This is a genomic window from Kitasatospora sp. MMS16-BH015 (assembly GCF_002943525.1).
Lineage (GTDB): Bacteria > Actinomycetota > Actinomycetes > Streptomycetales > Streptomycetaceae > Kitasatospora.
Genome location: NZ_CP025394.1, coordinates 1,781,130 through 1,804,260 on the forward strand (window position 1 = coordinate 1,781,130; position 23,131 = coordinate 1,804,260).

Below are 23,131 nucleotides of genomic sequence, written 5' to 3' on the forward strand. Positions count from 1 at the left end.
GCCGAAAGATCGGCACATGAGCCATCTGATACGAGCAGTGACCGCCGAGGACTGGCCGCGCGTCAAGGAGCTGCGGCTGGCCGCACTGCTGGACCCGGTCGCGGACATCGCCTTCCTGGAGACGTACGAGAACGCCGCCGCGCAGCCGGACGAGTTCTGGCAGCAGCGGGCGGCCGGCGCCCGCGGCGAGATGATCGCGCGGCAGTTCGTCGCCGAGCGGCCGGACGGCGGGTGGGACGGTTCGGTGTCGGTGCTGATCGAGCGGGCCGGGCGGCCGGACGTGCTGGGGCGGCCGAACGAGTTCGACCAGGCCCACCTAGTCGGGGTGTTCGTCCGACCGGAGCAGCGCGGCACCGGCCTGGCCCGCGAGCTGTTCGACGCGGCGGTGGCGTTCGCGCGCGAGCTGGAGGAGCCCGCGGTCGAGCGGATCCGGCTCTTCGTGCACGAGAAGAACACGCACGCCGAGGCCTTCTACCGGAAGATCGGCTTCGCCCGCAGCGGCAACACCTTCCCGGTCCCGGGTGACGAGTCCTCGATCGAGCACGAGCTCGTGCTCGGGTAGCGGCTTGAACAGCGGCGCGAGCAGCGGCGCGAGCACCGGCGCGAGCACCAGCCCGGGTAACGCCGGGCCGTCCTAACCGACGGTCTCGGCGGCCGCGGCCGGGATCGGGATCGGGCTCGGACTCGGACTCGGGCCCGTCGGTTCGGCGAGCGGGCGGCGGGTGCGTTCGGCCCAGGCCGCCACCGGGGGGCCGGCTGCGCCGAGGGCGGCGAAGAGGACGCCCAGGAGCAGCCAGCCCGGCTGCCCGAGGGCCAGCACCGCGCCGGTCAGCACCAGCGGGGCGAGGGCCTGGCCGGTGTCGAAGCCGATGCCGAACAGGCCATGGTACTGGCCCTGGGCGTGGTCGGGGGCCAGGCCGTAGCCGAGGGCGAAGGCGGCCGAGGACTCCCAGACCTCGCCGATGCTGTGCACGCAGACCGCGAGGAAGGCGAGCGCCGGGGCCACCCAGGCGGGCACGTCGGCGGTCAGGGCCATCAGCGGGCAGCTGAGCAGGAAGAGCAGGCCGGCCCGGCGGAAGGCCCGGCCGCCCTGGGTCGGGGTCTCCACCTTGGCGCCGAGCCGGCGCTGGAGCAGCACGCAGACGCCGGAGCTGGTCGCGTTGACCAGGGCCACCGTCCAGCGCGGGGCGTCGGTGTGGGCGGTGAGCCAGAGCGGCAGCAGCAGGGCGGCGGTCTGGTACTGCAGGCCCATGGCGCTGTAGAGCGCGACGAAGGAGACGTACGGCCGGTCGGCCAGCACCGACCAGCGGCGGTGCCCGGCTGGCTTGGGCAGCGGGCGGTAACCCGGCACGCCGAGCAGGACGACCAGGGCGGCCAGCGCGAAGCTGGCGGCGTTGGCGAGGATCAGGCCGGTGTAGGCGGCCCGGGTGCCGAGCTGGATGGCGAAGCCCGCGCCGAGGGTGCCCAGCACCACGCCGAGGTTGACGAAGGTGCGCAGCCGGGCCCGGAAGGCGGCGGGGCGTTCGCCGCCGACCCTGGCCACCAGGGCGCCGCCCGCCGCGCCGGCGGCGGTGGCGGCCAGCCGGTCCAGGGTGGCGACCAGGGTGAAGGCCAGCCAGCCGTCGATGAAGACGAAGGCCGCCATGGTGACGGCCTGCAGGGTGAGGGTGGTCAGCCAGACGGTGCGCGGCCCGTACCGGTCGGCGAGGTTCCCTGCGGGCAGGCCGGCCGCGAGACCCGCGAGGCCGGCGATGGTCAGGCCGGCACCGACCTGGGCGGGGTGCAGGCCCACCACGAAGGTGAAGTAGAGGATCGCGGCGGTGTTGAACAGGCCGTTGCCCACCCGGCTGATGAAGTGGGCGGTGATCAGGGCGCGCTGCGGACCGGCCGCCGCTGTCTCGGATATCCGCTGCTCCGTGCCTGTGGCCGTGCCCCCGCTGGTCATGCCGGTCAGGCTAACAGGGGGGATTTTCGCCACCCGGTACGGACCGGTCGGTGCGGCACTCCGGGCGATCGGCGCTTTTCGACCTAGATTGACCGGTTATGGGAGAAAGTGTCGGGATCAGTCGCCGGTCGGTGCTCAAGGCGGCGGCCGCCGCCGGTCTCGGGGTGGCGGTGGATCAGGTCGCCGCCGGGCGGGCCGCCGCCGCAGCTTCCCCGGCGGCAGCGGCCTTCCCGCAGTCAGCCGAAGCGGGCCGGCGGGTGGTGGCGCAGACGCTGGACGTGCGGTACGCCGAGGTCGAGGTGCCGGGGTACGGCACGGTCACCACCCGGGCGTACAACGGGACGGTGCCGGGGCCGACGCTGCGGGTGCGCGGCGGCGACCTGCTGCGGCTGACCCAGGTCAACGGCCTGCCGCCGAACCCGCCGCACGAGGGCGGCCCGCACACCCCGCACCACCCCAACAGCTTCAACCTGCACACCCACGGGATGCACGTCTCCCCCGCCGGGGAGGCCGACAACGTGCTGCGCGAGTTCGCCCCGCGCACCGCCGAGGAGGTGGCGGCAGGCGCGCCGGAGCCCCGGTACACCACGGTCATCGAGGTGCCGGCCGACCACCCGGCCGGCACCTACTGGTACCACCCGCACCTGCACGGCGCCACGGCCGAACAGCTGGCCGGCGGCCTGGCCGGGGTGATCGTCGTCGAGGGCGACGTGGACGAAGTCCCGGAGATCCGGGCCGCCGACGAACTCGTGCTCTGCATCAACGAGTTGAAGCTCAAGGACGGCAAGGTGCCACCGTTCTCCTCGGGCGGCTGGATGTCGGGCGTCCCGTCCGTCTTCACCGTCAACGGCGCCGTCAACCCGACGCTGGGGCTGCGCCCGGGCGAGGTGCAGCGCTGGCGGCTGGTGGCGGCCACCGCGTTCACCGCCCTGAACATCGAACTCACAAGCAGTGCAAGCAATTTGACGTTGCATCAGATCGCCCAGGACGGCGTCACCTTCGCGGCGCCGGTCGCCCGGGCCCGCCTGGAGCTGGCCATGGGCAACCGTGCCGACGTCCTGGTGCTCGGCGGGCAGCCGGGACGGTACGAACTGCGCGCGGACGGGGTGGCCGAGCCGCTGCTGACGGTGGAGGTGGCGGGGGAAGCCGTCGAGCCGCCGATGCGGCTGCCCGAACTGCTGCCGCCGGGGCGGCCGTTGATCGAGGAGCAGGAGCTCACCGACCCGGCCGCGGAGCGCGAGGTGCTCTTCCACGTCGACCCGAACGTCTTCCCCGGCGACTTCCCCAACGCCTACCGCGTGCTGGGCTCGCACCCGACCCCGGCGGTCGATCCGGACGGGGATCTCGGGCACGACCCCGCCTACGGGCTGTTCGATCCCTGCTACACCAACCACACGCTGCGCCTGGGCACCGTCGAGCGCTGGACCGTCCGCACCGGCGAGACCTCGCCCTTCCTCAACCACCCCTTCCACCTGCACACCAACCAGTTCCTGGTCACCCACCGCAACGGCGAGCGGCTCGACCCGCCGGTCTGGCACGACACCGTCGGCCTGGCCGGCGGGCAGCCCGGCGAGTCGGTGACCTTCCTGGTCCGCTACCAGGACTTCACCGGCCGCACCATCGCGCACTGCCACCACCTCCACCACGAGGACCTTGGCATGATGCAGACCGTCGACTACGTCCGCTGAGCAGACCACCCCGGCCGACCACCCCGGCCGGCCACTGCACCTGCCGCCCCGGCCGGCCGCTGCACCTGATCGGGTGATCCCCGGCGGGTGGGCTTGGGGTGGCGGGGTCCGGCGGTGATGCTGGACGGGTCGAGTGGCCGCGGACGACGGTCGTGGACGGTGGGAGGTACGGGTGTCGGATGCGCTGGAGCCGCCGGCTCCGCAGGTGTGGCCGAGCCTGCGGGCGCGGGACGCACGGGAGTTGATCCGCTTCCTGGTGGCCGCCTTCGGCTTCGAGGAGACGGTGGTGTACGGCGAGGGCGACCGGGTGGACCACGCCCAGCTGTGCTGGCCGCTGGGCGGCGGGATCATGCTCGGCTCCGCCCGGCCTGAGGACGCCGAGGACGAGTGGCCGCTGCGGCCCGGCACCTTCGGCGCGTACGTGGTCACCGACGACCCGGACGGGCTGCACGCCCGCGCCCTGGCCGCCGGCGCCGAGATCACCTCGCCCCCGCACGACACCGACTACGGCTCGCGCGACTTCGCCGCCCGCGATCCGGAGGGCAACCGCTGGTCCTTCGGCACCTACCGAGGTGAGCCCAGGCGTGGCTGACCACCCGTCACCGACCTGGCGCACCGGGCGCCGGAGGCGTTCTTGACGGACCGGTCCGGGTGCCCAAGCCTGATCCACACGGGCCGCCCGACCGGGGTCGGCCGGCGAATGTGGAGGTCGAAGCAGTGACGGTACAGGCGTCCTACTCCTCGGGCAGCACCGCCAAGCCCCTGTTGACGGAGACCATCGGCGCCTGCCTGCGCCGGGTCGCCGCCGAACGGCCCGGCGGCGAGGCGCTGGTGGACGTACCCTCCGGCCGTCGCTGGACCTACGCCGAACTCGACCACGACGTGGACGAATTGGCCCGCGACCTGCGGGCCCGCGGGGTGGTCAAGGGCGACCGGGTCGGGATCTGGGCGCCCAACTGTCCGGAGTGGGTGCTGGTGCAGTACGCCACCGCGCGGCTCGGCGCGGTGCTGGTCAACATCAACCCGGCCTACCGCGCCCACGAGTTGGCGTACGTGCTCGACCAGGCCGGGATCAGCCTGCTGGTCTCCGCCACCAGCCACCGGGACAGCGACTACCGGGCCATGGTGGCCGAGGTGGCCGCCGACTGCCCGGGCCTGCGCGAGACGCTCTGGATCGGCGACCCGAGCTGGCAACTCAAGCCGGGCGAGGGCGAGTTCGAGGAGCTGGACTGCCACGAGCCGATCAACGTGCAGTACACCTCCGGCACCACCGGCTTCCCCAAGGGCGCCACTCTCTCGCACCACAACATCCTCAACAACGCGCACGGCGTGGGCGCCCTGCTCGGCTACACCGAGCAGGACCGGATCTGCGTGCCGGTGCCCTTCTACCACTGCTTCGGGATGGTGCTCGGCAATCTCGCCGCGCTCAGCCACCGGGCCTGCGTGATCATCCCGGCCGCCGGCTTCGACCCGGCCGCCACCCTGCGCGCGGTGGCCGCCGAACGGGCCACCTCGCTCTACGGCGTGCCCACCATGTTCATCGCCGAGCTGGGCCTGCCCGACTTCGCGAGCCACGACCTCTCCTCGCTGCGGACCGGCCTGATGGGCGGCTCGCCCTGCCCGGTGGAGGTGATGAAGAAGGTCACCTCGGACATGCACATGGCCGAGGTGGCGATCGCGTACGGGATGACCGAGACCTCGCCGGTCTCCACCCTGACCAGGCACGACGACGACCTGGCCCACCGCACCGAGACGGTCGGCCGGGTGATGCCGCACGTGGAGGTGAAGATCGCCGACCCGGCCACCGGCGCCACCGTCGACCGCGGCACCCCCGGGGAGCTGCGCACCCGGGGCTACTCGGTGATGCTCGGCTACTGGGACGATCCCGAGCGGACGGCCGAGGCGGTGGACGAGGAGGGCTGGATGCACACCGGCGACCTCGCGGTGATGCACGAGGACGGGTACGTGGCCATCGTCGGCCGGATCAAGGACATGATCATCCGGGGCGGGGAGAACGTCTACCCCCGGGAGATCGAGGAGTTCCTGCACCGCCACCCCGAGATCGTGGACGTGCAGGTGGTCGGCGTGCCGGACGAGCGCTACGGCGAGGAGGTCTTCGCCTTCGTGATCCTGCGCGACCCGGCGGCCACCACCCTCGGCCAGCCCGAGCTGGCCGAGTACTGCCGGGGACAGCTGGCCCGCTACAAGACCCCGCGCCACGTGCTGGTGGTCGACTCCTTCCCGATGACGGTCAGCGGCAAGGTGCGCAAGACCGAGCTGCGGGAGCTGGCCGAGCGCTCGCTGCGCGACGCCGGGGCCTCGTCGCAGAGCTGAGGCCCTCGCCGCAGAGCTGACGGCCTGCGCCGCGGAGCTGAGGCCCTCGCCGCAGAGCTGACGGCCTGCGCCGCGGAGCTGAGACCCTCGTCACGGAGCTGCGGCCCGCCGGGCGGGAATGAGACCGGACGGGCGGCGGCTTACGCTGGTGACGTGCGCGGACGCGTCGTCGCCGCACCCTGCCGCCCTCCCCCGGAGGGCACCGGAACCCCTCGGACGCCACCCATGACCAAGACCTCCAGCAAGCACCCCGGCACTCCGGCGGACGGCCTCCCGGTCGTCGACCTCTCGCTCGCCGACGGCACCCCGGCCGACCGGGCCCGGCTGCACGAGACCCTCCGCCACGCCGCCACCGAGGTCGGCTTCTTCCAGCTCACCGGCCACGGCGTGCCCGCGGCCGAGCAGGCCGAGCTGGCCGAGGCGATGCGGGCCTTCTTCGCCCTCCCCGAGGCCGACCGGCTCGCCGTGAGCAACCTCAACTCGCCGCACTACCGCGGCTACACCCGCACCGGCGACGAGCGCACCGGCGGCAGCCGGGACTGGCGCGACCAGCTCGACATCGGCGCCGAGCTGCCCCCGCACGTGCCGGGCCCGGGCGAGCCGCCGTACTGGTGGCTCGAGGGCCCCAACCAGTGGCCCGACGCGCTGCCCGCGCTGCGCCCGGCGGCGCTCGGCTGGATCGGGCGGCTCGGCGCGGTGGCCGAGCGGCTGCTGCACGAGCTGCTGACCGCGATCGGCGCCGACCCGGGCTTCTACGACTACGCCTTCAAGGGCCACCCGCACCTGCGGCTCAAGCTGGTCCGCTACCCCGGCACCGCGCCGGACGGCGCCGGCCAGGGCGTGGGCGCGCACAAGGACTACGGGTTCATCACCCTGCTGCTCCAGGACACCGTCGGCGGCCTCCAGGTGGAGCGGCCGGACGGCAGCTTCCTCGAGGTGCCCCCGATGGAGGGCGCCTTCGTGGTCAACCTCGGCGAGCTGCTGGAGGTCGCCACCGATGGCTACCTCAAGGCCACCCGGCACCGCGTGGTCAGCCCGCCGGGCGCGCACGAGCGGTACTCGGTGCCGTTCTTCTACAACCCCCGGCTCGACGCGCACATCGAGCCGCTGGACTTCCCGCACGCCCACCACGCCCCGGGCGCCACCCAGGACCCGGCCAACCCGCTGTTCGCCGAGTTCGGCCGCAACGAGCTCAAGGGCTACCTGCGGGCCCACCCCGAGGTCACCCGGCGCCACCACCCCGAACTGGCGGCCTGACGCCGGGCGCCCCTGCCGGTACCGGTCAGGGGAGGTAGTACATCGGGTTCGGGATCTTGTAGGTGCGCTCGGTGTGGCCGCCCGACAGGTCGCTGTACTGGTCGCCGAAGTCGGCCACGATCTTGTAGCCGAGGCTCTCGATGTGGGCCCGGGTGCCGGACTTGTACTCGATCGTGGTGCAGGTGGCGCCGCAGGGCAGGTAGGCCGGCGGGTTGGCCTTGTTCTTCAGGTACAGGTGCTCCTGGTCGGCGGCCGGGAAGCCGACGGCGGCCAGGTTGGCGGCGGTGGAGGCCCGCTGGGCCTCCGGGCGGCCGGTGATGAAGAAGACCGTGTAGCCCTGCTGCTGCGCCCAGGTGGCCAGGTCGTTCATGCCGAACACGGCCGGCATGGTCTTGGTGGCGATGTACTGGGCGTTGCTGGTCGGGTTGTAGACGAAGGTCGTCTCCAGCTCGTAGTTGTACGTGGAGAGCGAGGTGTCGTCCACGTCCAGCACGATGGCCTTCTTCGGGCCGTGGGTGTTGCGGGCCCGGTCCGCCAGGTAGCGCTTGGCGTCCTTCTCGACCCCGGCGACCTGCTTGGCGTAGTTGCTGTCGGCCGAGGGCCAGTGCTCGCCCTGGGCGTCCACGGTGTCGCCGTAGTACGCCTTGATGTCGCTGACCTCGTTGGTCATGTTGGTGATCTGACGGTCCGTCCGCGGCACGCGGGCGTCGGCCGCCGCCAGCCCGCCCCCGGCGATCGCGCCACCGGCGACCACGCCGATCGCGAGCAGGGCCAGCGACTTGGACCGGCTTCCGGAGATCTTGTCGAGCATGCGGGAATACCCCCTAGGTCAGCCGGGTGGGGAGGCGCGAAGCGCCCCCTCCGCGCCCCCGGCGCACATGATGCGGCAAGAACCTAGGGCCGGTCGGACGGCCAGGTCAAGGGAGCTCTACGCGCGGCGTCTACGCGCGCTGATCATCGCCCGTCCGGGTGCGGCTCAACACCCCGGCCATGGCACTCGACAACTCCCGGAGTGCCGCCGCCGAGCCGTCCGGCGACCCGCCTGGCGCGGCCCCGCACCAGGCGAGATGACCGTCCGGACGGACCAGCACCGCCTCCCGTCCGCCCGGCAACCGCCGCCACCGCGCGCGGGCCGCCGCGGGCCAGTCGGCGGGGTCGACGGCCCGGACACCGGGCGCGGCCACCGCCCCGGGGGCGATCAGCGTGAAGCCGGGGCCGACCAGGTCGAGGGTGGAGGCGCCGTCCGCCAGCGGGAGGTGCGGCAGCCGGGCCCCGGGCCGGCAGGCGGGGCGGTAGCCCGTGGGGTCCAGGGTGGTGGCCGCCTCGGTACCGCCCGGAGCCTCCGCCGCAGAGTCCGGAGCCTCCGCCGGGAGGACGGCGGCCGAACGGTAGACGGGGGTCAGCAGCAGCTCGTCGTCGATCCGGTAGCCCGCGCGGTTCGCGGCATTGGCGGTCGAGACCTCGATCACCTGGCGGGCCACCGGACGGCGTTCGGCCTCGTACGTGTCGAGCAGCGCCTGGTCCGCCCCGCCGGCCACCACGGCCGCCAGCTTCCAGGCGAGGTTGTCGGCGTCGCCGATGCCGGTGTTCATGCCGTGCCCGCCGGTCGGCGGCACCACGTGCGCCGCGTCCCCCGCCAGCAGCACCCGGGAGCGCCGGTACGCCTCGGCCAGCCGGGCGTCCATCCGCCAGACCAGCGTGGAGACGATCGTCACCGCCAGCTCCGGCAGCCCGGCCGCCGTGCGGACCAGCCCCGCCAGCTCCGCCGGGTCGGTCGGGGGCTGCGCCTCCGGCCCGAGCGGGCACTGGTAGATCCACTGCCGGTCGTTGTCCACCGCCAGGAAGCCGCCCCGGCCGGGCACGGTGAGGAAGTAGGAGGCACTGGCCCGGTCCGCCACCACCGCGCCGAGCGGTGCCTCGAGCCGCACGCTCAGGTACCGCCCCAGCCCGGTCGGCCCCTCCAACGCGATCCCGGCTCCGGCCCGGACGCTGCTCGCGGCGCCGTCGCAGCCGATCAGCCAATCCGCCCGCACGGTCTGCCGCGCGCCGGTGCCGGCGTCGGCCAGCACGGCCCCGACGCCATCGCCCTCCTCCCGGTACGAGAGCAGCCGGGTGCCGAACCGGATCCTCGCCCCGGCCAGGGCGGTGGCGCGACGCAGCAGCACCGGCTCCAGCGCGTCCTGCGAGCAGATCAGCCCCGGGGTGGGCGTGACGGGCTCGCCGTCCGGCTGCTCGGGCGCCCCGGTGCGGACGAACTCCGGATCGACCAGGTCACGCCCCCGGTAGAACCGCACCTGGTCGGCCGGCAGCCCCGCCCGGCGGACCTCCGCCGCCAGGCCGAGCCGGCGGAACACCTCCATCGAACGGGCCGACACGCCACGGGCCTTGGGGTGCGGCGAGACCGTGCGCCGGGCCTCCACCAGCAGGTGGTCCACCCCGTACCCGGAGAGCAGCAGCGAGAGCGTCAGGCCGACCGGCCCGCCGCCGACGATCAGCACCGGGGTCTTCAGCGCAGTCACCAGGGTCCTCCCGTTCGCATGTAACGACTACTTTGGATTTTGACGTTACCATTGGCGGGACGGGTGATCGAGAGAGTTCCGGGAGCCGGAGATGAGCAGCGGATTCGCCGAGGAGAGCCCCCGCGGCCTGTACTTCCTGGTCGACCTGGCCAACCTGGTCGGGGCCGACCCCGGGGTGGGCGCGGCGGAGCTGCAGGCGCTGGTCCACCGGCACGGCGGCCCGGACCTGGCGCTGACCGAGGCGGACGCCCGGGAGGTCCGCGCGGCGGCCGCGACCCTCGCCGGGATCCTGGGCAGCACCGAGGAGGACCGGGCCGCCGAGGCCGTCAATGCGCTGCTCGACCGCTACCCGGCCCGCCCCCGCCTGGTCCGGCTGCCCGGCCGCCCCTGGGCGCTGCACACCCGGACCCCCGAGGGCGCGAGCCCCGCCGACTGGCTGCTCGGCACCGCCGCCCTGGCCCTCGCCCTCTGGCTGAGCGAGCGCGGCCGCTGCGCCTGGGGCCGCTGCGCGGCGCCGGGCTGCGGGCGGTACTTCATCGACACCGGGCGGCGCGAGCCGCAGCGCTACTGCTCCACCGCCTGCGGCACCCGGGTCCGGGTCGCCGCGCACCGGGCCGCCAAGCGGGAGGGCTGACGCCCCTGCGGCCGGGGGCCGCGAGGCGCTCAGTGGCCGCGGCCGCCGAGGAAGAAGAGCAGCATCACGAAGCCGGCGAAGAGGTGGGTGCCCGCGATGTAGACGGAGGCGCGGATCAGCATCGCCTTGCGGCGGGCCTTCTCGTCACGGACGCCTGCGGTGCCGCTCATCGCTCGGGACTTCCTCTCTCGGGTACCCGTCGAGTGTAGGTGGGGTGGGCCGACGGCCTCATTCTGCGCTGTCCTATCCTGCCGGGATGATCAACTCTGCGAAGGCCATAGAGCTCGTCATCTTCGACTGCGACGGGGTGTTGGTGGACAGCGAGCGGATCGCCGTCCGGCTCCAGGTCGAGATCGGCGCCGAACTCGGCTGGCCGATCACCGAGGCCGAGGTGATGGAGCTGTTCATCGGCACCTCCGGCGAGACCATCCGGGCCCGGATAGCCGAACGGCTCGACGCCGCCACCGCCGACCACTGGTGGAAGCTCCTGCTCACCCGGCACGCCGAGGCCGTCGACCAGGAGCTGCTCCCCGTGGACGGCCTGCCCGAGGCCCTGGCCGCCATCACCCTCCCCACCTGCGTGGCCTCCAGCGGCTCGCACGAGAAGATGCGGCACACCCTCGGCCACACCGGCCTCTACGCCCACTTCGAGGGCCGCATCTTCAGCTCCAGCGAGGTGCCGCGCGGCAAGCCGGCCCCCGACCTCTTCCTGCACGCCGCCGCCCGGATGGGGGTCGACCCCGCCGCCTGCGTGGTCGTCGAGGACAGCCGCTTCGGCGTCCAGGCCGCCCGCGCGGCGGGCATGCGGTCCTTCGGCTACGCAGGCGGCCTCACCCCGGCCGACTGGCTCACCGGCCCGGGCACCGTGGTCTTCGAGGACATGCGGCAGCTCCCGGAGCTGATCGCGGCTGCCGCCGCCTGACCGGCCCGACCCGGTAGGTTGGGGTGATCGACAGCGGAGACGGCGTCAGTTCCGAGTGGCAGCAGCGGTAGTGACGACGGCGACAACGGGGAGTGCGGTGGAGCAGCTGATTCGCGTCCCGGTCGGGCCGGAGGCCGCCGACTGGGCCACCCGGGCGGGCTGCCGCCGCGTCCTGCTGGTCGTGCACAACGTCACCTCGGCCACCCGCCTGCTCGACGTGCTGCCGCTCTTCCGCGACGACCTCCGCATCCAACTCCTGGCCACCTGCACCGGCTCCTCCCCCTTTCAGCACGGCGTCCCCGAACTCCTCGCCGCCCTCGGCCTCCCCGTCCTCCCCTGGCAACAGGCCCTGACCACCCCCGTCGACCTCGCCCTCTCCGCCAGCCTCGGCGGTGAACTCCACCTGCTCCAAGGCAAGTTGGCGATACTGTCCCACGGCGTTGGATACAATAAGAAGCTGCCAACGGCCAACGGCCAACGGCCAACGGCCAACGGCCAACGGCCAACGGCCAACGGCCAACGGCCAACGGCCAACGGCCAACGGCCAACGGCCAACGGGGGGACAGTTCCCGTTTCGGGGTTGCTTTCGGCTCGGCGTCCGCGCAGGATGCGGCTGCTGCCGAGCGGGTGTTCGGGATGGCGCCGGAGTGGGTGCTGCACGAGGGCGTGCCCGTCGCGGACGCGATGGTGCTGTCGCATCCCGAGCAGTTGGAGCGGCTCCGGGCCGCCAGCCCGGCGGCCGTGCCTGCGGCCGTCCTCGCGGGTGATCCGTGCTTCGACCGGCTGCTGGCGGCGCGGCCCGAGCGCGAGCGGTACCGCCGGGCGCTGGGCGTGCGGCCCGGGCAGCGGCTGCTGGTGCTCAACTCCACCTGGAACCCGACCTCGCTGTTCGGCGACGCCGGGGCGGCGGACCTGCTGCCGCTGCTGCTCGGCCGGATCGCCGAACTGCCCCAGGACGACTACCGCCTCGCCGCGGTGCTGCACCCGAACATCGGCCACGGCCACGGCCCGGGCCAGGTGCGCCTCTGGCTGGACCGGGCCCGCCGGGCCGGGCTGACCCTGGTCGATCCGCTGGACGGCTGGCGGCAGGCGCTGCTGGCCGCCGACGCGGTGGTCGGCGACTTCGGCTCGGTCAGCTACTACGCGGCGGCGCTCGGCACGCCCGTACTGCTCGGTGCGGCGGGCGAGGAGGTGCTGGGCCAGGACACCCCGGTGGCCGCCTTCGTCCGGGCGGCGCCGCGCCTCGACCCGTACACCGCCCTCGCCCCGCAGCTCGACCGGCTGCTCGCCGGACACCGGCCGCTGCCCGGGCCGGCCGAGCTGACCAGCTCCGTGCCGGGCCGTTCGGCCGGGCTGCTCCGGGCGCTGTTCTACCGGCTGATCGGCCTCGCCGAACCGGCCGGCCCCGCGCTGCTCGACCCGCTGCCGCTGCCGCCGTACCAGCCGGCCCGGGTGACCGCCCCGCTCCAGGTGCTGACCAGGATCGCGCCGGACGGGGCCGTCGAGCTGCGCCGGTACGCGGCGGGGGCGCCCGAGGACGGCTGGGCCGGGCTGCTCGCCGTGGACGAGGAGACCCTCGACCCGGGCTCGCTCGGCCTGGCCGACCTGGTGCTGCGGCAGGCCGCCCCGGACGACCCCCGGCTCGGCCCGCCCGCCGCCTGGGCGGCCGAGGCGCTGGCCCGGTACCGGCACTGCACCACGGCGGCTTACGTCACAGGCCCGGGCACCGCCCTGGCCGTCACCCGCGACGGCCGGCACCTGACCCTGACCACCGACCCGGCCGGCCCGCAGGGGCTCGACCCGGCCGCCGCAGCCGCCGCCCTGCACGCCCACCTCGCCGCCGGCCGCCCGCCCGGCCCGGAGCTCACGGTGCTCACCACCCACGCCCGGCACCGGGTCCGGCTCGCCCCCGCGCGGATGTGAGCAGCCCCGAGCGGGCCGGAGTCGGCTCCCTTATAGAGTTGCTGCCATCCCCACCGGGAGCGGTGGGCCCGACCGAGGAGCAACCGTGACCGACCTGGCGTCCACGTCCGAGCAGCAGGAGATCGCCCGGGATCTCCAGGTGAGCGCGTCCTTCGACGCGCGGGAGGAGATCGAGCGGCGGGTGGCCTTCCTGGCCGAGCGGCTGACCTCCTCGGGGCTGCGCTCGCTGGTGCTGGGCATCAGCGGCGGGGTGGACTCCACCACGGCCGGGCGGCTCTGCCAGCTGGCGGTCGAGCGCGCCCGGGAGGGCGGGTTCCAGGCCACCTTCTACGCGATGCGGCTGCCGTACGGCGTGCAGGCCGACGAGCACGACGCCCAGCTGGCGCTCGGGTTCATCCAGGCCGACCAGGTGCTGACCGTGGACGTGAAGCCCGCGAGCGACGCGGCGCTGGCGGCGGCGCTGGCCGGCGGGGTGACCTTCCGGGACGCGCACCACCAGGACTTCGTGCAGGGCAACATCAAGGCCCGCCAGCGCATGATCGCCCAGTACGCGGTGGCCGGCGCGACCGACGGCCTGGTGGTCGGCACCGACCACGCCGCCGAGGCGGTCTCCGGCTTCTTCACCAAGTTCGGCGACGGCGCGGCCGACCTGGTGCCGCTCACCGGCCTGACCAAGCGCCGGGTGCGCGCCGTGGCGGACGAGCTGGGCGCGCCGGCCGAGCTGGTCTGGAAGGTGCCGACCGCCGACCTGGAGACCCTCGACCCGGGCAAGCCGGACGAGGACGCCCTCGGCGTCACCTACGACCAGATCGACGACTTCCTCGAGGGCAAGCCGGTCGACGAGTCCGCGCACGCGGCGATCGTCCGCCGCTACCACCTGACCGAGCACAAGCGTCAGCTGCCGATCGCCCCCTGAGGCACGGCGCTCCCGCCTGCGCGCGCAGGCTCAGCTGCACCGCGCGCGCAGGCTCTCCAGGTGGGCGAGGTGGGCCGTGGCCCGCTCCGCCCGGAGCAGCGTGGCCGCCCGGTCGATCAGCGGCCGGGCCGCCGCCGGCTCGCCGGCCAGCAGGTGGTTCTCCGCCAGGTCGGTGAGCACCCGGGCGGCGTTGTAGTTCTCCTCGGTCTTCTCGAAGTACTCGAGGGCGGCGAGGAGTTGGACCTCGGCCCGGGCGTACTGGCCGAGGCCGCGGCGGGCCCGGCCCTGGTGCCGCTCCAGCAGGGCGAGCCCGCGCGGCACGTCCGCCTCGCCGTCCTCCCCCGGGGCGATCTCCCGCAGCAGCGCCGCCGCCTGCTCGAAGCAGTCCAGCGCCTCGGTGAAGCGCCACTGGCGCAGCCGCAGCAGGCCGAGCGACTCCACCGCCGTGGCCCGGCCGCGCCGGTGGCCGGCCTGCCGGTCCGCCTCGGCGGCGGCCAGCAGCTCGGCCTCCGCCTCGGCGTCCTGCTGCAACTCCATCAGACCGAAGGCGAGTTGGGTGTGCATCCGGCCGGCGATCCGGCTGCCGGGGTGGTGCGCCTCGGCGGCCCGGACGCCCATCCGCAGGGCGGGCAGCAGCAGTTCGTTGTGGCCGGCCTTGAGTTGGAGCGCCCAGAGCGCCTCCACGCACTGCCAGACCGTCTCCGGGTCGTCGAACTCCTCGGCGGTGCGCACGGTTTCGACCAGATTGGGCAGCTCGGCGGCCAGTGCCGTGACGGCGGCGCCGATGGTCTCGGCCGGGCCGGGCGTCAACTCCCGGTAGAGCGGGCCGAGTTGCCAGCGCTGCCGGTGCGCGGTGAGGTCGGCCTGGACAGCCAGCCGCAGTTGGGCGGCCAGCGCCCGGCGGACGGCCGCCGTGCAGCCGGCAAGCCCCTCCTCCGCCTGGGCGGCGGACTCGGCGTGGGCCCGAACGCTCTCCCGGTAGCGGTAGCGGCCGGTGGGGCCGGGCTCGATCAGCTGGGCGTCGGCGAGTGCGCCGAGCAGCTCGGTGGCCTCGGCGGGGTCGGCTCCGGTCAGCGCCGCGGCCAGCTCGGGGCCGAGGGCGGGCCAGGGGCGCAGCCCGCCGAGCCGGTAGAGCCGGGCGGCGGCCGGAGTGAGGCCGCGGTAGGCGGTGTCCACCGCGGCGGTGACCGGCGACCAGCCGGGCCGGGCCACGGGCGGGCCGGCGAGCAGCTGGGGCGCGGCGGCGTGCAGCGCGTACGGGGAGCCGCCGCAGCTTGCCAGGACGGCGGGCAGGGTGGCCTTGGCGGCCTTGAGGGTCTGCTTGCCCGCCAGGTCGGTGAGCAGCCGCAGCGCGTCCTTGTCGGCCAGCGGGCCGACCGGCACCGGCACGGCGTCCAGGCCGGTGAGCGGGCGACGGGAGATCACCACGGTGAACACCCCGGGCGCGCCGGTGACCAGTTCGCGCACCTGGGCGGCGCTGCGCACGTGGTCGAGCACCACGAGCAGCCGTCGGCCGGCGATCCGGGTGCGGTACTCGCGCAGGCGCTCGTCCAGGCTCGCGGGCACCTCCTCGGCGGGCAGGCCGAGGCAGCGCAGGAAGTGGGCGAGCACGGTGGAGAGGTCGGGGCTGGTGGCGAGCGAGGAGCCCTGCAGGTCGTAGTGGAGCCGGCCGTCGGGGTAGCGGTGGGCCTCGCGGTGGCCCCAGTGCAGCACCACGGCGGTGGTGCCGATGCCGGATTCGCCGTACACGGCGGCCACCCTCGGGCGGCCGTCGGCCTTACGGGCGGCCTCCTTGGTGAGGGCGGCCAGCGGCCCGTCCCGGTCGGTGAAGTGGCGGGGGCCGGCGGGCAGCAGCTCGGGTACGGCGAAGGCGGGCCGCGCCCGGTCGATCAGCACGGAGAGGCCGGCCGCGAGGCCGGCGTCCTGCCCGGCGGCCCGGACCAGCACCTCGGCCACGGCGCGCCGCTCGGCCGCCCCGGTGGGCGCCGGCGTCTCGCGCCCGGTGATCCGCCGGACCATCCCGCCCACCGACTCCATGGCGAGCTTGCCCGCCTCGCTCGCCATCGAGGTCCCGGCGGCGGTCAGGAAGGCCGTGACCGCCGTCACGGACAGTGGATCGAGCACGCCCTACCCCCGGTTCTCCTCCGCACGGCGGCTCCGCCACCGCCTCGGCCTGCTGTCCGGACCACGGTAGCCTGCCCGACCAGGCGGGCCGTGCGCTTTCAAACAACCGGCGGACAACCGGCGGACAGCCGGCGCACGGGCCGCCGTGCTGGACCGGCTCCGGGCGGCGCTGTCACACTGGTGGTGTCACAGCGGATGTGTGACGGCGAGTGGGTACGGCGGAAGGACGAGGGCGGCACCATGACAGCGACACCGGGGGCGCCGCTGCGGCTGACCGTGGACGAGCTGGCCGCCCGGGCCGGGGTGACGGTGCGGACGCTGCGGTTCTACGGGACGAAGGGGCTGCTGCCGCCGCCGGAGCTGGGGCCGCGGCGGGTGGGGCTGTACGGGGAGCGGCACCTGGAGCGGCTGGAGCTGATCGAGGAGCTGCAGCGGCAGGGCCTCACGCTGGCCGCGATCGAGAGGTACCTGGCGCAGCTGCCGGCCGACATCTCCTCGCTCGACCTGGCGATCCACCGGGCGCTGGTGGCCACCTGGGCGCCGGAGAGCGAGGAGGAGCTCAGCCGGGGGCAGTTGGAGCGGCGGGCCGGGCGTTCGCTCTCCGAGCTGGACCTGGACCGGCTGGTGGCGATGGGCGCGCTGCACCGCACCGAGGACCCGGAGCTGTTCCGGATCGAGCCCGGGCTGCTGCCGCTGGGGATCCGGATCGTGGACGTGCCGATCCCGCTGGAGACGCTGATCGCGACCCGGGCGGTGGTGCGCCACCACAGCCAGGCCACGGCGCACGACCTGCACCACCTCTTCCTGGAGACGGTCTGGAAGCCGTTCCGGGAGAGCAATCCGGCCCCGGCGGACCTGGAGCGGATGAAGGAACTCACCGACCAGATCCAGCCGATGGTGGTGCAGGCCCTGGTGACGGCCTTCCAGCGTTCACTGGCCGAGGAGTTGGCCCGGGGCGCCACCCGCCCCGGGCCCACCGACTAGGGTCGGTCAGAAGGTGCTGCCCTCGGCGGCCATCCGCTCCAGCAGGGCCGGCGGGGCGAACCGCTCGCCGTAGGCGGCGGCCAGCTCTCGGGCGCGGGCGGTGAAGCCGGGGAGGCCGCCCCGGTAGCCGTTGATGTACTGGAGCACGCCGCCGGTCCAGGCCGGGAAGCCGATGCCCAGGATGGAGCCGACATTGGCGTCCGCGACGGAGGTGAGCACGTTCTCCTCCAGGCAGCGGACGGAGTCGATCGCCTCGGCGAAGAGCATCCGCTCCTTCATGTCCTCGAACGGGATCTGCGCCTCGGGCTTGGTGAAGTGCTCGCGCAGGCCCGGCCACAGGCGCGTCCGCTGCCCGTCCTCGTACTCGTAGAAGCCGGCCCCGCCGCTGCGGCCCTCGCGGCCGAACTCGTCGAGCATCCGGTCCATCACCACGTCGGCCGGGTGCTCGGGCCAGACCCCGCCCGCCTCCTCGATCGCCCGCCGGGTCTCGTTGCGGATCTTGCGCGGCAGGGTGAGGGTCAGCTCGTCGAGGAGTGAGAGCACCTTGGCCGGGTAGCCGGCCTGGGCGGCGGCCTGCTCGACCGAGACCGGGTCGACGCCCTCGCCGACCATCGCCACGCCCTCGTTGATGAACTGGCCGATCACCCGGGAGGTGAAGAACCCGCGCGAGTCGTTGACCACGATCGGGGTCTTGGCGATCTGGCGGCACAGGTCGAAGGCGCGGGCCAGCGCCTCGTCCCCGGTCTCCGGGCCGCGGATGATCTCGACCAGCGGCATCTTGTCCACCGGCGAGAAGAAGTGCAGACCGATGAAGTCGGCCCGGCGCTCGACCCCTTCGGCCAGCAGGCCGATCGGCAGGGTGGAGGTGTTGGAGCAGAGCAGCGCGTCCGGCGCCACCACGGCCTGCACCTCCTGGAAGACCTTGTGCTTGAGCTCGGGGTTCTCGAACACCGCCTCGATCACCGCGTCGCAGCCCGCCAGGTCGGCCGCGTCGGCGGTCGGGGTGATCCGGGCCAGCAGCTCGGCCCGCTTGGCCTCGGTGGAGCGGCCCCGGGCCACCGCCTTGTCCAACAGGCCCGCGCTGTAGGCCTTTCCGCGCTCGGCGGCCTCCAGGGTGACGTCCTTGAGCAGCACCTCGATGCCGGCCTTGGCGCAGGAGTACGCGATGCCGGCGCCCATCATGCCCGCGCCGAGCACGGCCACCTTGCGGACCTGCCGGGCCGGCACCTCCTTCGGGCGGCCCGCACCGGAGTTGACGGCGTTCAAGTCGAAGAAGAGTGCCTTGATCATGTTCTTGGCGGTCTGCCCGCAGGCCAGCTCGGTGAAGTACCGGGCCTCGATGACCATCGCGGTGTCCACGTCCACCTGCGAACTCTCCACCGCCACCGCGAGGATGTTGCGCGGGGCCGGGTAGGGCGCGCCGTTCAGCTGCTTGCTGAGGTTGGCGGGGAAGGCGGGCAGGTTGGCCGCGAAGGAGGGGTTGGCGGGGGTGCCGCCGGGGATCTTGTAGCCCTTGACGTCCCAGGGCTGCTGGGCGGTCTCGTTGGCCGCGATGAAGGCCCGCGCCTTGGCCAGCAAGTCCTCCGCGTCGGTGGCGAGTTCGTGCACCAGGCCGTGCTTCAGCGCCTGCGCCGGGCGGTACTGGCGGCCCTGCAGCAGCCACTTGAGCAGCGCGTCGGTGATGCCGAGCAGCCGGACGGTGCGCACCACCCCGCCGCCGCCGGGCAGCAGGCCGAGGGTCACCTCGGGGAAGCCGAGCTTGCTGCCGGGGGCGTCCAGCGCGACCCGGTGGTGGCAGGCCAGCGCGAGCTCCAGGCCGCCGCCCAGCGCGCTGCCGTTGATCGCGGCCACCACCGGCTTGCCGAGCGTCTCGAGCGCGCGCAGGCCGCGCTTGAGCTCCATCGAGGCCTCGAAGAACTCCTCGGCGTCCTCCGGGCGGACGGCGGAGAGCAGGTTGAGGTCGCCGCCCGCGAAGAAGGTCTTCTTGGCCGAGGTGAGGATCACCCCGCGCAGGCCCTCGAAGGCCCGCAGGCGCGCCAGCGTCTCGCGGAAGGAGTCGCGGAAGGCGGCGTTCATGGTGTTGACGGACTGCGCCGGGTCGTCGAGGACGAGGGTGACCACGCCGTCCTGGTCCTGCTCCCAGCGGATCACGGAAGTGTTGTCAGACATGAGTTCAGATCTCCGAGGTGGGGTGGTCAGATGCGCTCGATGATGGTGGCGACGCCCATGCCGCCGCCGACGCAGAGGGTGATCAGGCCGCGTTGCAGGTCGCGCCGCTCCAGCTCGTCGATCATGGTGCCGACCAGCATCGCGCCGGTGGCGCCGAGCGGGTGGCCGAGCGCGATCGCGCCGCCGTTGACGTTCACCTTCTCGTGCGGGAAGTCGAGTTCGCGCATGAAGCGCAGCGCCACGGCGGCGAAGGCCTCGTTGATCTCGACCAGGTCGATGTCGGCGGCGGTCAGCCCGGCCTTGGCCAGCGCCTTGCGGGTGGCCGGGGCGGGGCCGGTCAGCATGATGGTCGGCTCGGAGCCGGAGACGGCCGCCGAGACGATCCGGGCGCGCGGGCGCAGCCCGTACCGCTCGCCGACCTCCTTGCTGCCGATCGCGACCAGGGCCGCGCCGTCCACGATGCCGGAGGAGTTGCCCGCGTGGTGGACGTGGTCGATCTTCTCCACCCAGTGGTACTTCTGCAGCACCACCGCGTCGAAGCCGCCCACGTCGCCGATGGTGGCGAAGGAGGGCTGGAGCCCGGCCAGCGTCTCGACCGTGGTGCCGGGGCGGATGAACTCGTCGCGGTCCAGCACCACCAGGCCGTTGCGGTCCTTGACCGGCACCACCGAGCGGTCGAAGTACCCGCCGGCCTGCGCCTTGGCGGCCCGGGCCTGGGATTCGGCGGCGAAGGCGTCCACGTCGGTGCGGCTGAGGCCCTCCAGGGTGGCGATCAGGTCGGCGCCGATGCCCTGCGGCGCGAAGCCGACCTGGAAGCTGGTCATCGGGTCGGCGAACCAGGCGCCGCCGTCGGAGCCCATCTTGACCCGGGACATCGACTCCACGCCGCCGGCCAGGATCAGGTCCTCCCAGCCCGAACGGACCTTCGCCGCAGCGAGGTTGACGGCCTCCAGGCCCGAGGCGCAGAAGCGGTTCTCCTGCACGCCGGCCACGGTGTCGGGCAGCCCGGCGGCCACCGCCGCGATCCGGGCGATGTCGGAGCCCTGGTCGCCGATCGGGCTGACCACGCCGAGCACGATGTCGTCGATCGCGGCCGGGTCCAGGGTCGGGAAGCGGCGCCGGAGTTCGTGGATCAGGCCGACGACCAGGTCGATCGGCTTGGTGCCGTGCAGGCTGCCGTTGGCCTTGCCCTTGCCGCGCGGCGTGCGGATAGCGTCGTAGACGTACGCTTCGGTGGTCACTTCAAGTGCCTTTCGCTTCACGAGGATGGGGGCTAGCCGAGCAGGGAGCGACCGATGATCTCCTTCATGATCTCGGTCGTCCCGCCGTAGATGGTGGTGATGCGGCCGTCGGTGAACGCCTTGGCCACCGGGTACTCGCTCATGTAGCCGTAGCCGCCGTGCAGTTGGAGGCAGCGGTCGGCGGTGCGCTTGTGCAGTTCGGTGGCCCACCACTTGGCCATCGAGGCGTCGGAGGGAGTCAGGGCGTAGCGGCCCAGCTCGGTGATGCAGCGGTCGACGAAGGTGCGGGTGACCGCGCACTCGGTGGCGATCTCGGCCAACTCGAAGCGCACGTGCTGGAGTTTGGCCAGCGGCCGACCGAAGGCCTCGCGCTGCTTCACGTACTCGGTGGTGAGCTCCAGCAGGTGCTCGGCCCCGGCGATGGCGGCCACGGCGATGGCCAGCCGCTCCTGGGCCAGGTTCTGCATCAGGTGCAGGAAGGCGCCGTGCTCGGTGCCGAGCAGGTTCGCCTTGGGCACGCGGACGTCGTTGAAGAACAACTCGGCGGTGTCCTGGGCCTTCTGGCCGATCTTGTCCAGGTTCTTGCCGCGCTCGAAGCCGGGCATGCCGCGCTCGACCACCAGCAGGCTGAGGCCGTGCGCGCCGCCCTCGGGGGTGGTCTTGGCCACCACGATCACCAGGTCGGCCAGGATGCCGTTGGAGATGAAGGTCTTGGCGCCGTTCAGCAGGTAGTGGTCGCCCATGTCCACCGCGCTGGTGCGGATGCCCTGCAGGTCCGAGCCCGCGCCGGGCTCGGTCATCGCGATCGCGCTGATCAGCTCGCCGCTGCAGAAGCCGGGCAGCCAACGGCGCTTCTGCTCCTCGTTCGCGAAGGCGGTGAAGTACGGCCCGATCACGTCGTTGTGCAGCCCGAAGGCCGGCCCGGTCGCCCCGGCCCGGGTGAACTCCTCGGCCAGCACGGCCGCGTGGCGGAAGTCGGGCACGCCCCCGCCGCCGTACTCCTCCGGCACGGCGAGCCCGAGCAGGCCCTGCTTGCCCGCCGCCAGCCAGGCGCTGCGGTCGACGATGCCCTGCTGCTCCCAGCGCTCGTGGTGCGGCAGCACCTCGCGGGCGAGGAACTCCCGGACCACGGCCCGGAAGTCCTCGTGCTCCTGGGTGTAGAGCTCACGCTCCAACGTGGGTCTCCTTGGTGTCGAGCCCGGGTACGCCCCAGTCGGCGGCGACCTCGGCGGTGTGGGCGCCCGGCACGGCGGGCGGACGGCGCAGCGTGCCCGGGGTGCCGGACAGGCGGGGCGCGGGGGCGGGCTGGGTGAGGCCCCGGTACGTGGTGTAGGTGCCGCGTTCGGCCAGGTGCGGGTGGTCGGCGGCCTCGCCGAGGGTGAGCACCGGGGCGGTGCAGGCGTCGGTGCCCTCGAAGACCTCGGCCCACTCGGCCCGGGTGCGGGTGGCGAACCGGGCCGCGATCTTCTCCCGCAGCTCGGGCCAGCGGGCCAGGTCGTACTGCTCGGGGGCGCCGTCGAGCTCGAGCAGCCGGACGAACTCGGTGTAGAACTGCGGCTCCAGGGCACCGACCGCCATGTGGCGGCCGTCGGCGGTCTCGTACACCGAGTAGTGCGGCGCGCCGCCGTCGAGCAGGTTGGCCCCGCGCCGGTCCTGCCAGAGGCCGGTGGCCCGCAGGCCCCAGAGCATCGAGGTCAGGTGGGCGGCGCCGTCCACGATCGCGGCGTCCACCACCTGGCCGGCGCCGGTGGCGCGGGCGTGGTGCAGCCCGGCCAGCAGGCCGACCACCAGGTAGAGCGAGCCGCCCGCGTAATCGCCCAGCAGGTTGGCCGGGATGGCCGGCGGCCCGCCGGCCGGCCCGATCAGCCCGAGCACCCCGGCCGTGGCGGCGTACCCGATGTCGTGCCCGGCGGCCTGCGCGAGCGGCCCCTCCTGGCCCCAGCCGGTCATCCGGCCGTAGACCAGGGCCGGGTTGCGGGCGAGGCACTCCTCGGGCCCGACCCCCAGCCGCTCGGCGACGCCGGGCCGGTACCCCTCGATCAGCAGGTCGGCCCGGGCCACCAGGTCGAGCAGCAGGCCGGGGCCCTCGGGGCTGCGGAGGTCGATCACCACCGAGCGCTTGTTGCGGTTGGTCACGTCGTGCGCCGGATCGGCGCCCAGCGCCGGGGGCGTCGGCCGGTCCACCCGGACGACGTCGGCGCCCAGGTCGGCCAGGAGCATCGCGGCGAACGGGCCGGGGCCGATCCCGGCCAGCTCCACCACCCGTACTCCGGCCAGCGGCCCGGTGGTCTCGGTCATCTGCTGCCCCTGCCCCTGCCCTCGCCCGAGGTTCGACTGCCGGTGTTTGACAGTAGAGCTGTAACACCCGAGATGATAGAGAAGCGACCGGCCGGTAACAAGGACCCGTGGGCCTTCCTTCTCCTCCCCCGTCCCTCCCCCGCGCGAGGGAGCAGGTCGGGCCGTCGGGAGGATGCG

19 protein-coding genes are annotated in these 23,131 nt (G+C 73.8%); 10 read left to right on the plus strand and 9 right to left on the minus strand.

What is annotated here, in order from left to right; translation table 11 throughout:
- The first annotated feature begins 16 nt into the window (after positions 1-16).
- Positions 17-562 (plus strand): GNAT family N-acetyltransferase, encoded by a 546-nt coding sequence (locus CFP65_RS07650; protein WP_104815373.1) that lies wholly within the window; start codon positions 17-19, stop codon positions 560-562.
- Between the two features lie 72 nt (positions 563-634).
- On the opposite strand, the gene CFP65_RS07655 is transcribed toward CFP65_RS07650, so the two are convergent.
- Positions 635-1,945: an MFS transporter gene (locus tag CFP65_RS07655; RefSeq protein WP_104815374.1), complete on the minus strand. Its 1,311-nt coding sequence runs from the start codon at positions 1,943-1,945 to the stop codon at positions 635-637.
- A gap of 98 nt (positions 1,946-2,043) precedes the next feature.
- Between CFP65_RS07655 and CFP65_RS07660 the strand changes: the two genes are divergently transcribed.
- The 4 genes from CFP65_RS07660 (at position 2,044) to CFP65_RS07675 (ending at position 7,224) form a co-directional block, all read left to right on the plus strand.
- Complete coding sequence (locus CFP65_RS07660) at positions 2,044-3,633, plus strand: multicopper oxidase family protein (RefSeq protein WP_158702083.1); 1,590 nt, start codon at positions 2,044-2,046, stop codon at positions 3,631-3,633.
- 172 nt (positions 3,634-3,805) lie between these two features.
- On the plus strand, positions 3,806-4,225 hold the full coding sequence (locus CFP65_RS07665) for a VOC family protein (protein ID WP_104815376.1): 420 nt from the start codon (positions 3,806-3,808) through the stop codon (positions 4,223-4,225).
- A gap of 125 nt (positions 4,226-4,350) precedes the next feature.
- Complete coding sequence (locus CFP65_RS07670) at positions 4,351-5,967, plus strand: AMP-binding protein (RefSeq protein WP_104815377.1); 1,617 nt, start codon at positions 4,351-4,353, stop codon at positions 5,965-5,967.
- 225 nt (positions 5,968-6,192) lie between these two features.
- Positions 6,193-7,224 carry an isopenicillin N synthase family oxygenase gene (locus CFP65_RS07675; protein ID WP_104815378.1) on the plus strand — a complete coding sequence of 344 codons (1,032 nt, stop codon included), beginning with the start codon at positions 6,193-6,195 and terminating at the stop codon, positions 7,222-7,224.
- A 25-nt stretch (positions 7,225-7,249) separates the two neighbouring features.
- Here the strand turns inward: CFP65_RS07675 and CFP65_RS07680 are convergent, their stop codons facing one another.
- Together CFP65_RS07680 and CFP65_RS07685 are read right to left on the minus strand one after the other, a co-directional pair.
- On the minus strand, positions 7,250-8,035 hold the full coding sequence (locus CFP65_RS07680) for an HAD family acid phosphatase (protein ID WP_104815379.1): 786 nt from the start codon (positions 8,033-8,035) through the stop codon (positions 7,250-7,252).
- A gap of 130 nt (positions 8,036-8,165) precedes the next feature.
- A complete protein-coding gene (locus tag CFP65_RS07685) occupies positions 8,166-9,743 on the minus strand; it encodes an FAD-dependent monooxygenase (RefSeq protein WP_104815380.1) in 1,578 nt (525 codons plus the stop codon).
- A 91-nt stretch (positions 9,744-9,834) separates the two neighbouring features.
- Between CFP65_RS07685 and CFP65_RS07690 the strand changes: the two genes are divergently transcribed.
- Entirely contained in the window at positions 9,835-10,377 is a 543-nt protein-coding gene (locus CFP65_RS07690) for a CGNR zinc finger domain-containing protein (protein ID WP_104815381.1), read from the plus strand.
- A gap of 29 nt (positions 10,378-10,406) precedes the next feature.
- Here the strand turns inward: CFP65_RS07690 and CFP65_RS39645 are convergent, their stop codons facing one another.
- Positions 10,407-10,547, minus strand: a complete 141-nt coding sequence (locus CFP65_RS39645; RefSeq protein ID WP_168219577.1) for a DUF6126 family protein — start codon at positions 10,545-10,547, stop codon at positions 10,407-10,409.
- An 86-nt stretch (positions 10,548-10,633) separates the two neighbouring features.
- Between CFP65_RS39645 and CFP65_RS07695 the strand changes: the two genes are divergently transcribed.
- From CFP65_RS07695 to nadE, 3 genes are all read left to right on the plus strand, one after another.
- Positions 10,634-11,299, plus strand: coding sequence for an HAD family phosphatase (locus CFP65_RS07695; protein WP_104815382.1), 666 nt, complete (start codon positions 10,634-10,636; stop codon positions 11,297-11,299).
- A 636-nt stretch (positions 11,300-11,935) separates the two neighbouring features.
- Positions 11,936-13,222: a hypothetical protein gene (locus CFP65_RS07705; RefSeq protein WP_371682380.1), complete on the plus strand. Its 1,287-nt coding sequence runs from the start codon at positions 11,936-11,938 to the stop codon at positions 13,220-13,222.
- 85 nt (positions 13,223-13,307) lie between these two features.
- On the plus strand, positions 13,308-14,138 hold the full coding sequence (nadE, locus tag CFP65_RS07710) for an ammonia-dependent NAD(+) synthetase (protein WP_104815384.1): 831 nt from the start codon (positions 13,308-13,310) through the stop codon (positions 14,136-14,138).
- Positions 14,139-14,168: 30 nt separating this feature from the next.
- On the opposite strand, the gene CFP65_RS07715 is transcribed toward nadE, so the two are convergent.
- On the minus strand, positions 14,169-16,262 hold the full coding sequence (locus tag CFP65_RS07715) for a regulator (RefSeq protein WP_104815385.1): 2,094 nt from the start codon (positions 16,260-16,262) through the stop codon (positions 14,169-14,171).
- A gap of 240 nt (positions 16,263-16,502) precedes the next feature.
- On the opposite strand from CFP65_RS07715, the gene CFP65_RS07720 reads away from it, so the two are divergent.
- The gene (locus CFP65_RS07720; protein ID WP_104820717.1) at positions 16,503-17,246 is read left to right on the plus strand and encodes a MerR family transcriptional regulator; all 744 of its coding nucleotides are present in this window, start codon (positions 16,503-16,505) and stop codon (positions 17,244-17,246) included.
- A gap of 6 nt (positions 17,247-17,252) precedes the next feature.
- On the opposite strand, the gene CFP65_RS07725 is transcribed toward CFP65_RS07720, so the two are convergent.
- The 4 genes from CFP65_RS07725 to CFP65_RS07740 are packed head-to-tail and all read right to left on the minus strand — an operon-like array spanning position 17,253 to position 22,954.
- The gene (locus CFP65_RS07725) at positions 17,253-19,415 is read right to left on the minus strand and encodes a 3-hydroxyacyl-CoA dehydrogenase NAD-binding domain-containing protein (protein WP_104815386.1); all 2,163 of its coding nucleotides are present in this window, start codon (positions 19,413-19,415) and stop codon (positions 17,253-17,255) included.
- Positions 19,416-19,441: 26 nt separating this feature from the next.
- Complete coding sequence (locus CFP65_RS07730; protein ID WP_104815387.1) at positions 19,442-20,656, minus strand: acetyl-CoA C-acetyltransferase; 1,215 nt, start codon at positions 20,654-20,656, stop codon at positions 19,442-19,444.
- Positions 20,657-20,688: 32 nt separating this feature from the next.
- Positions 20,689-21,831, minus strand: a complete 1,143-nt coding sequence (locus CFP65_RS07735; RefSeq protein WP_104815388.1) for an acyl-CoA dehydrogenase family protein — start codon at positions 21,829-21,831, stop codon at positions 20,689-20,691.
- Positions 21,821-22,954 carry a CaiB/BaiF CoA-transferase family protein gene (locus CFP65_RS07740; RefSeq protein ID WP_168219578.1) on the minus strand — a complete coding sequence of 378 codons (1,134 nt, stop codon included), beginning with the start codon at positions 22,952-22,954 and terminating at the stop codon, positions 21,821-21,823. Before CFP65_RS07740 ends, CFP65_RS07735 begins: the two co-directional genes overlap by 11 nt.
- Positions 22,955-23,131: the final 177 nt, after the last annotated feature.

What these genes read in the sequence shown, in the direction of transcription:
- CFP65_RS39645 (WP_168219577.1), bottom strand. Translation starts at nt 10,547, where the DNA reads ATGAGCGGCACCGCAGGCGTCCGTGACGAGAAGGCCCGCCGCAAGGCG.
- CFP65_RS07680 (WP_104815379.1), bottom strand. Translation starts at nt 8,035, where the DNA reads ATGCTCGACAAGATCTCCGGAAGCCGGTCCAAGTCGCTGGCCCTGCTC.
- CFP65_RS07690 (WP_104815381.1), top strand. Translation starts at nt 9,835, where the DNA reads ATGAGCAGCGGATTCGCCGAGGAGAGCCCCCGCGGCCTGTACTTCCTG.
- CFP65_RS07740 (WP_168219578.1), bottom strand. Translation starts at nt 22,954, where the DNA reads ATGACCGAGACCACCGGGCCGCTGGCCGGAGTACGGGTGGTGGAGCTG.
- CFP65_RS07720 (WP_104820717.1), top strand. Translation starts at nt 16,503, where the DNA reads ATGACAGCGACACCGGGGGCGCCGCTGCGGCTGACCGTGGACGAGCTG.
- CFP65_RS07725 (WP_104815386.1), bottom strand. Translation starts at nt 19,415, where the DNA reads ATGTCTGACAACACTTCCGTGATCCGCTGGGAGCAGGACCAGGACGGC.
- CFP65_RS07650 (WP_104815373.1), top strand. Translation starts at nt 17, where the DNA reads ATGAGCCATCTGATACGAGCAGTGACCGCCGAGGACTGGCCGCGCGTC.
- CFP65_RS07660 (WP_158702083.1), top strand. Translation starts at nt 2,044, where the DNA reads ATGGGAGAAAGTGTCGGGATCAGTCGCCGGTCGGTGCTCAAGGCGGCG.
- CFP65_RS07705 (WP_371682380.1), top strand. Translation starts at nt 11,936, where the DNA reads ATGGCGCCGGAGTGGGTGCTGCACGAGGGCGTGCCCGTCGCGGACGCG.
- CFP65_RS07675 (WP_104815378.1), top strand. Translation starts at nt 6,193, where the DNA reads ATGACCAAGACCTCCAGCAAGCACCCCGGCACTCCGGCGGACGGCCTC.
- CFP65_RS07655 (WP_104815374.1), bottom strand. Translation starts at nt 1,945, where the DNA reads ATGACCAGCGGGGGCACGGCCACAGGCACGGAGCAGCGGATATCCGAG.
- CFP65_RS07695 (WP_104815382.1), top strand. Translation starts at nt 10,634, where the DNA reads ATGATCAACTCTGCGAAGGCCATAGAGCTCGTCATCTTCGACTGCGAC.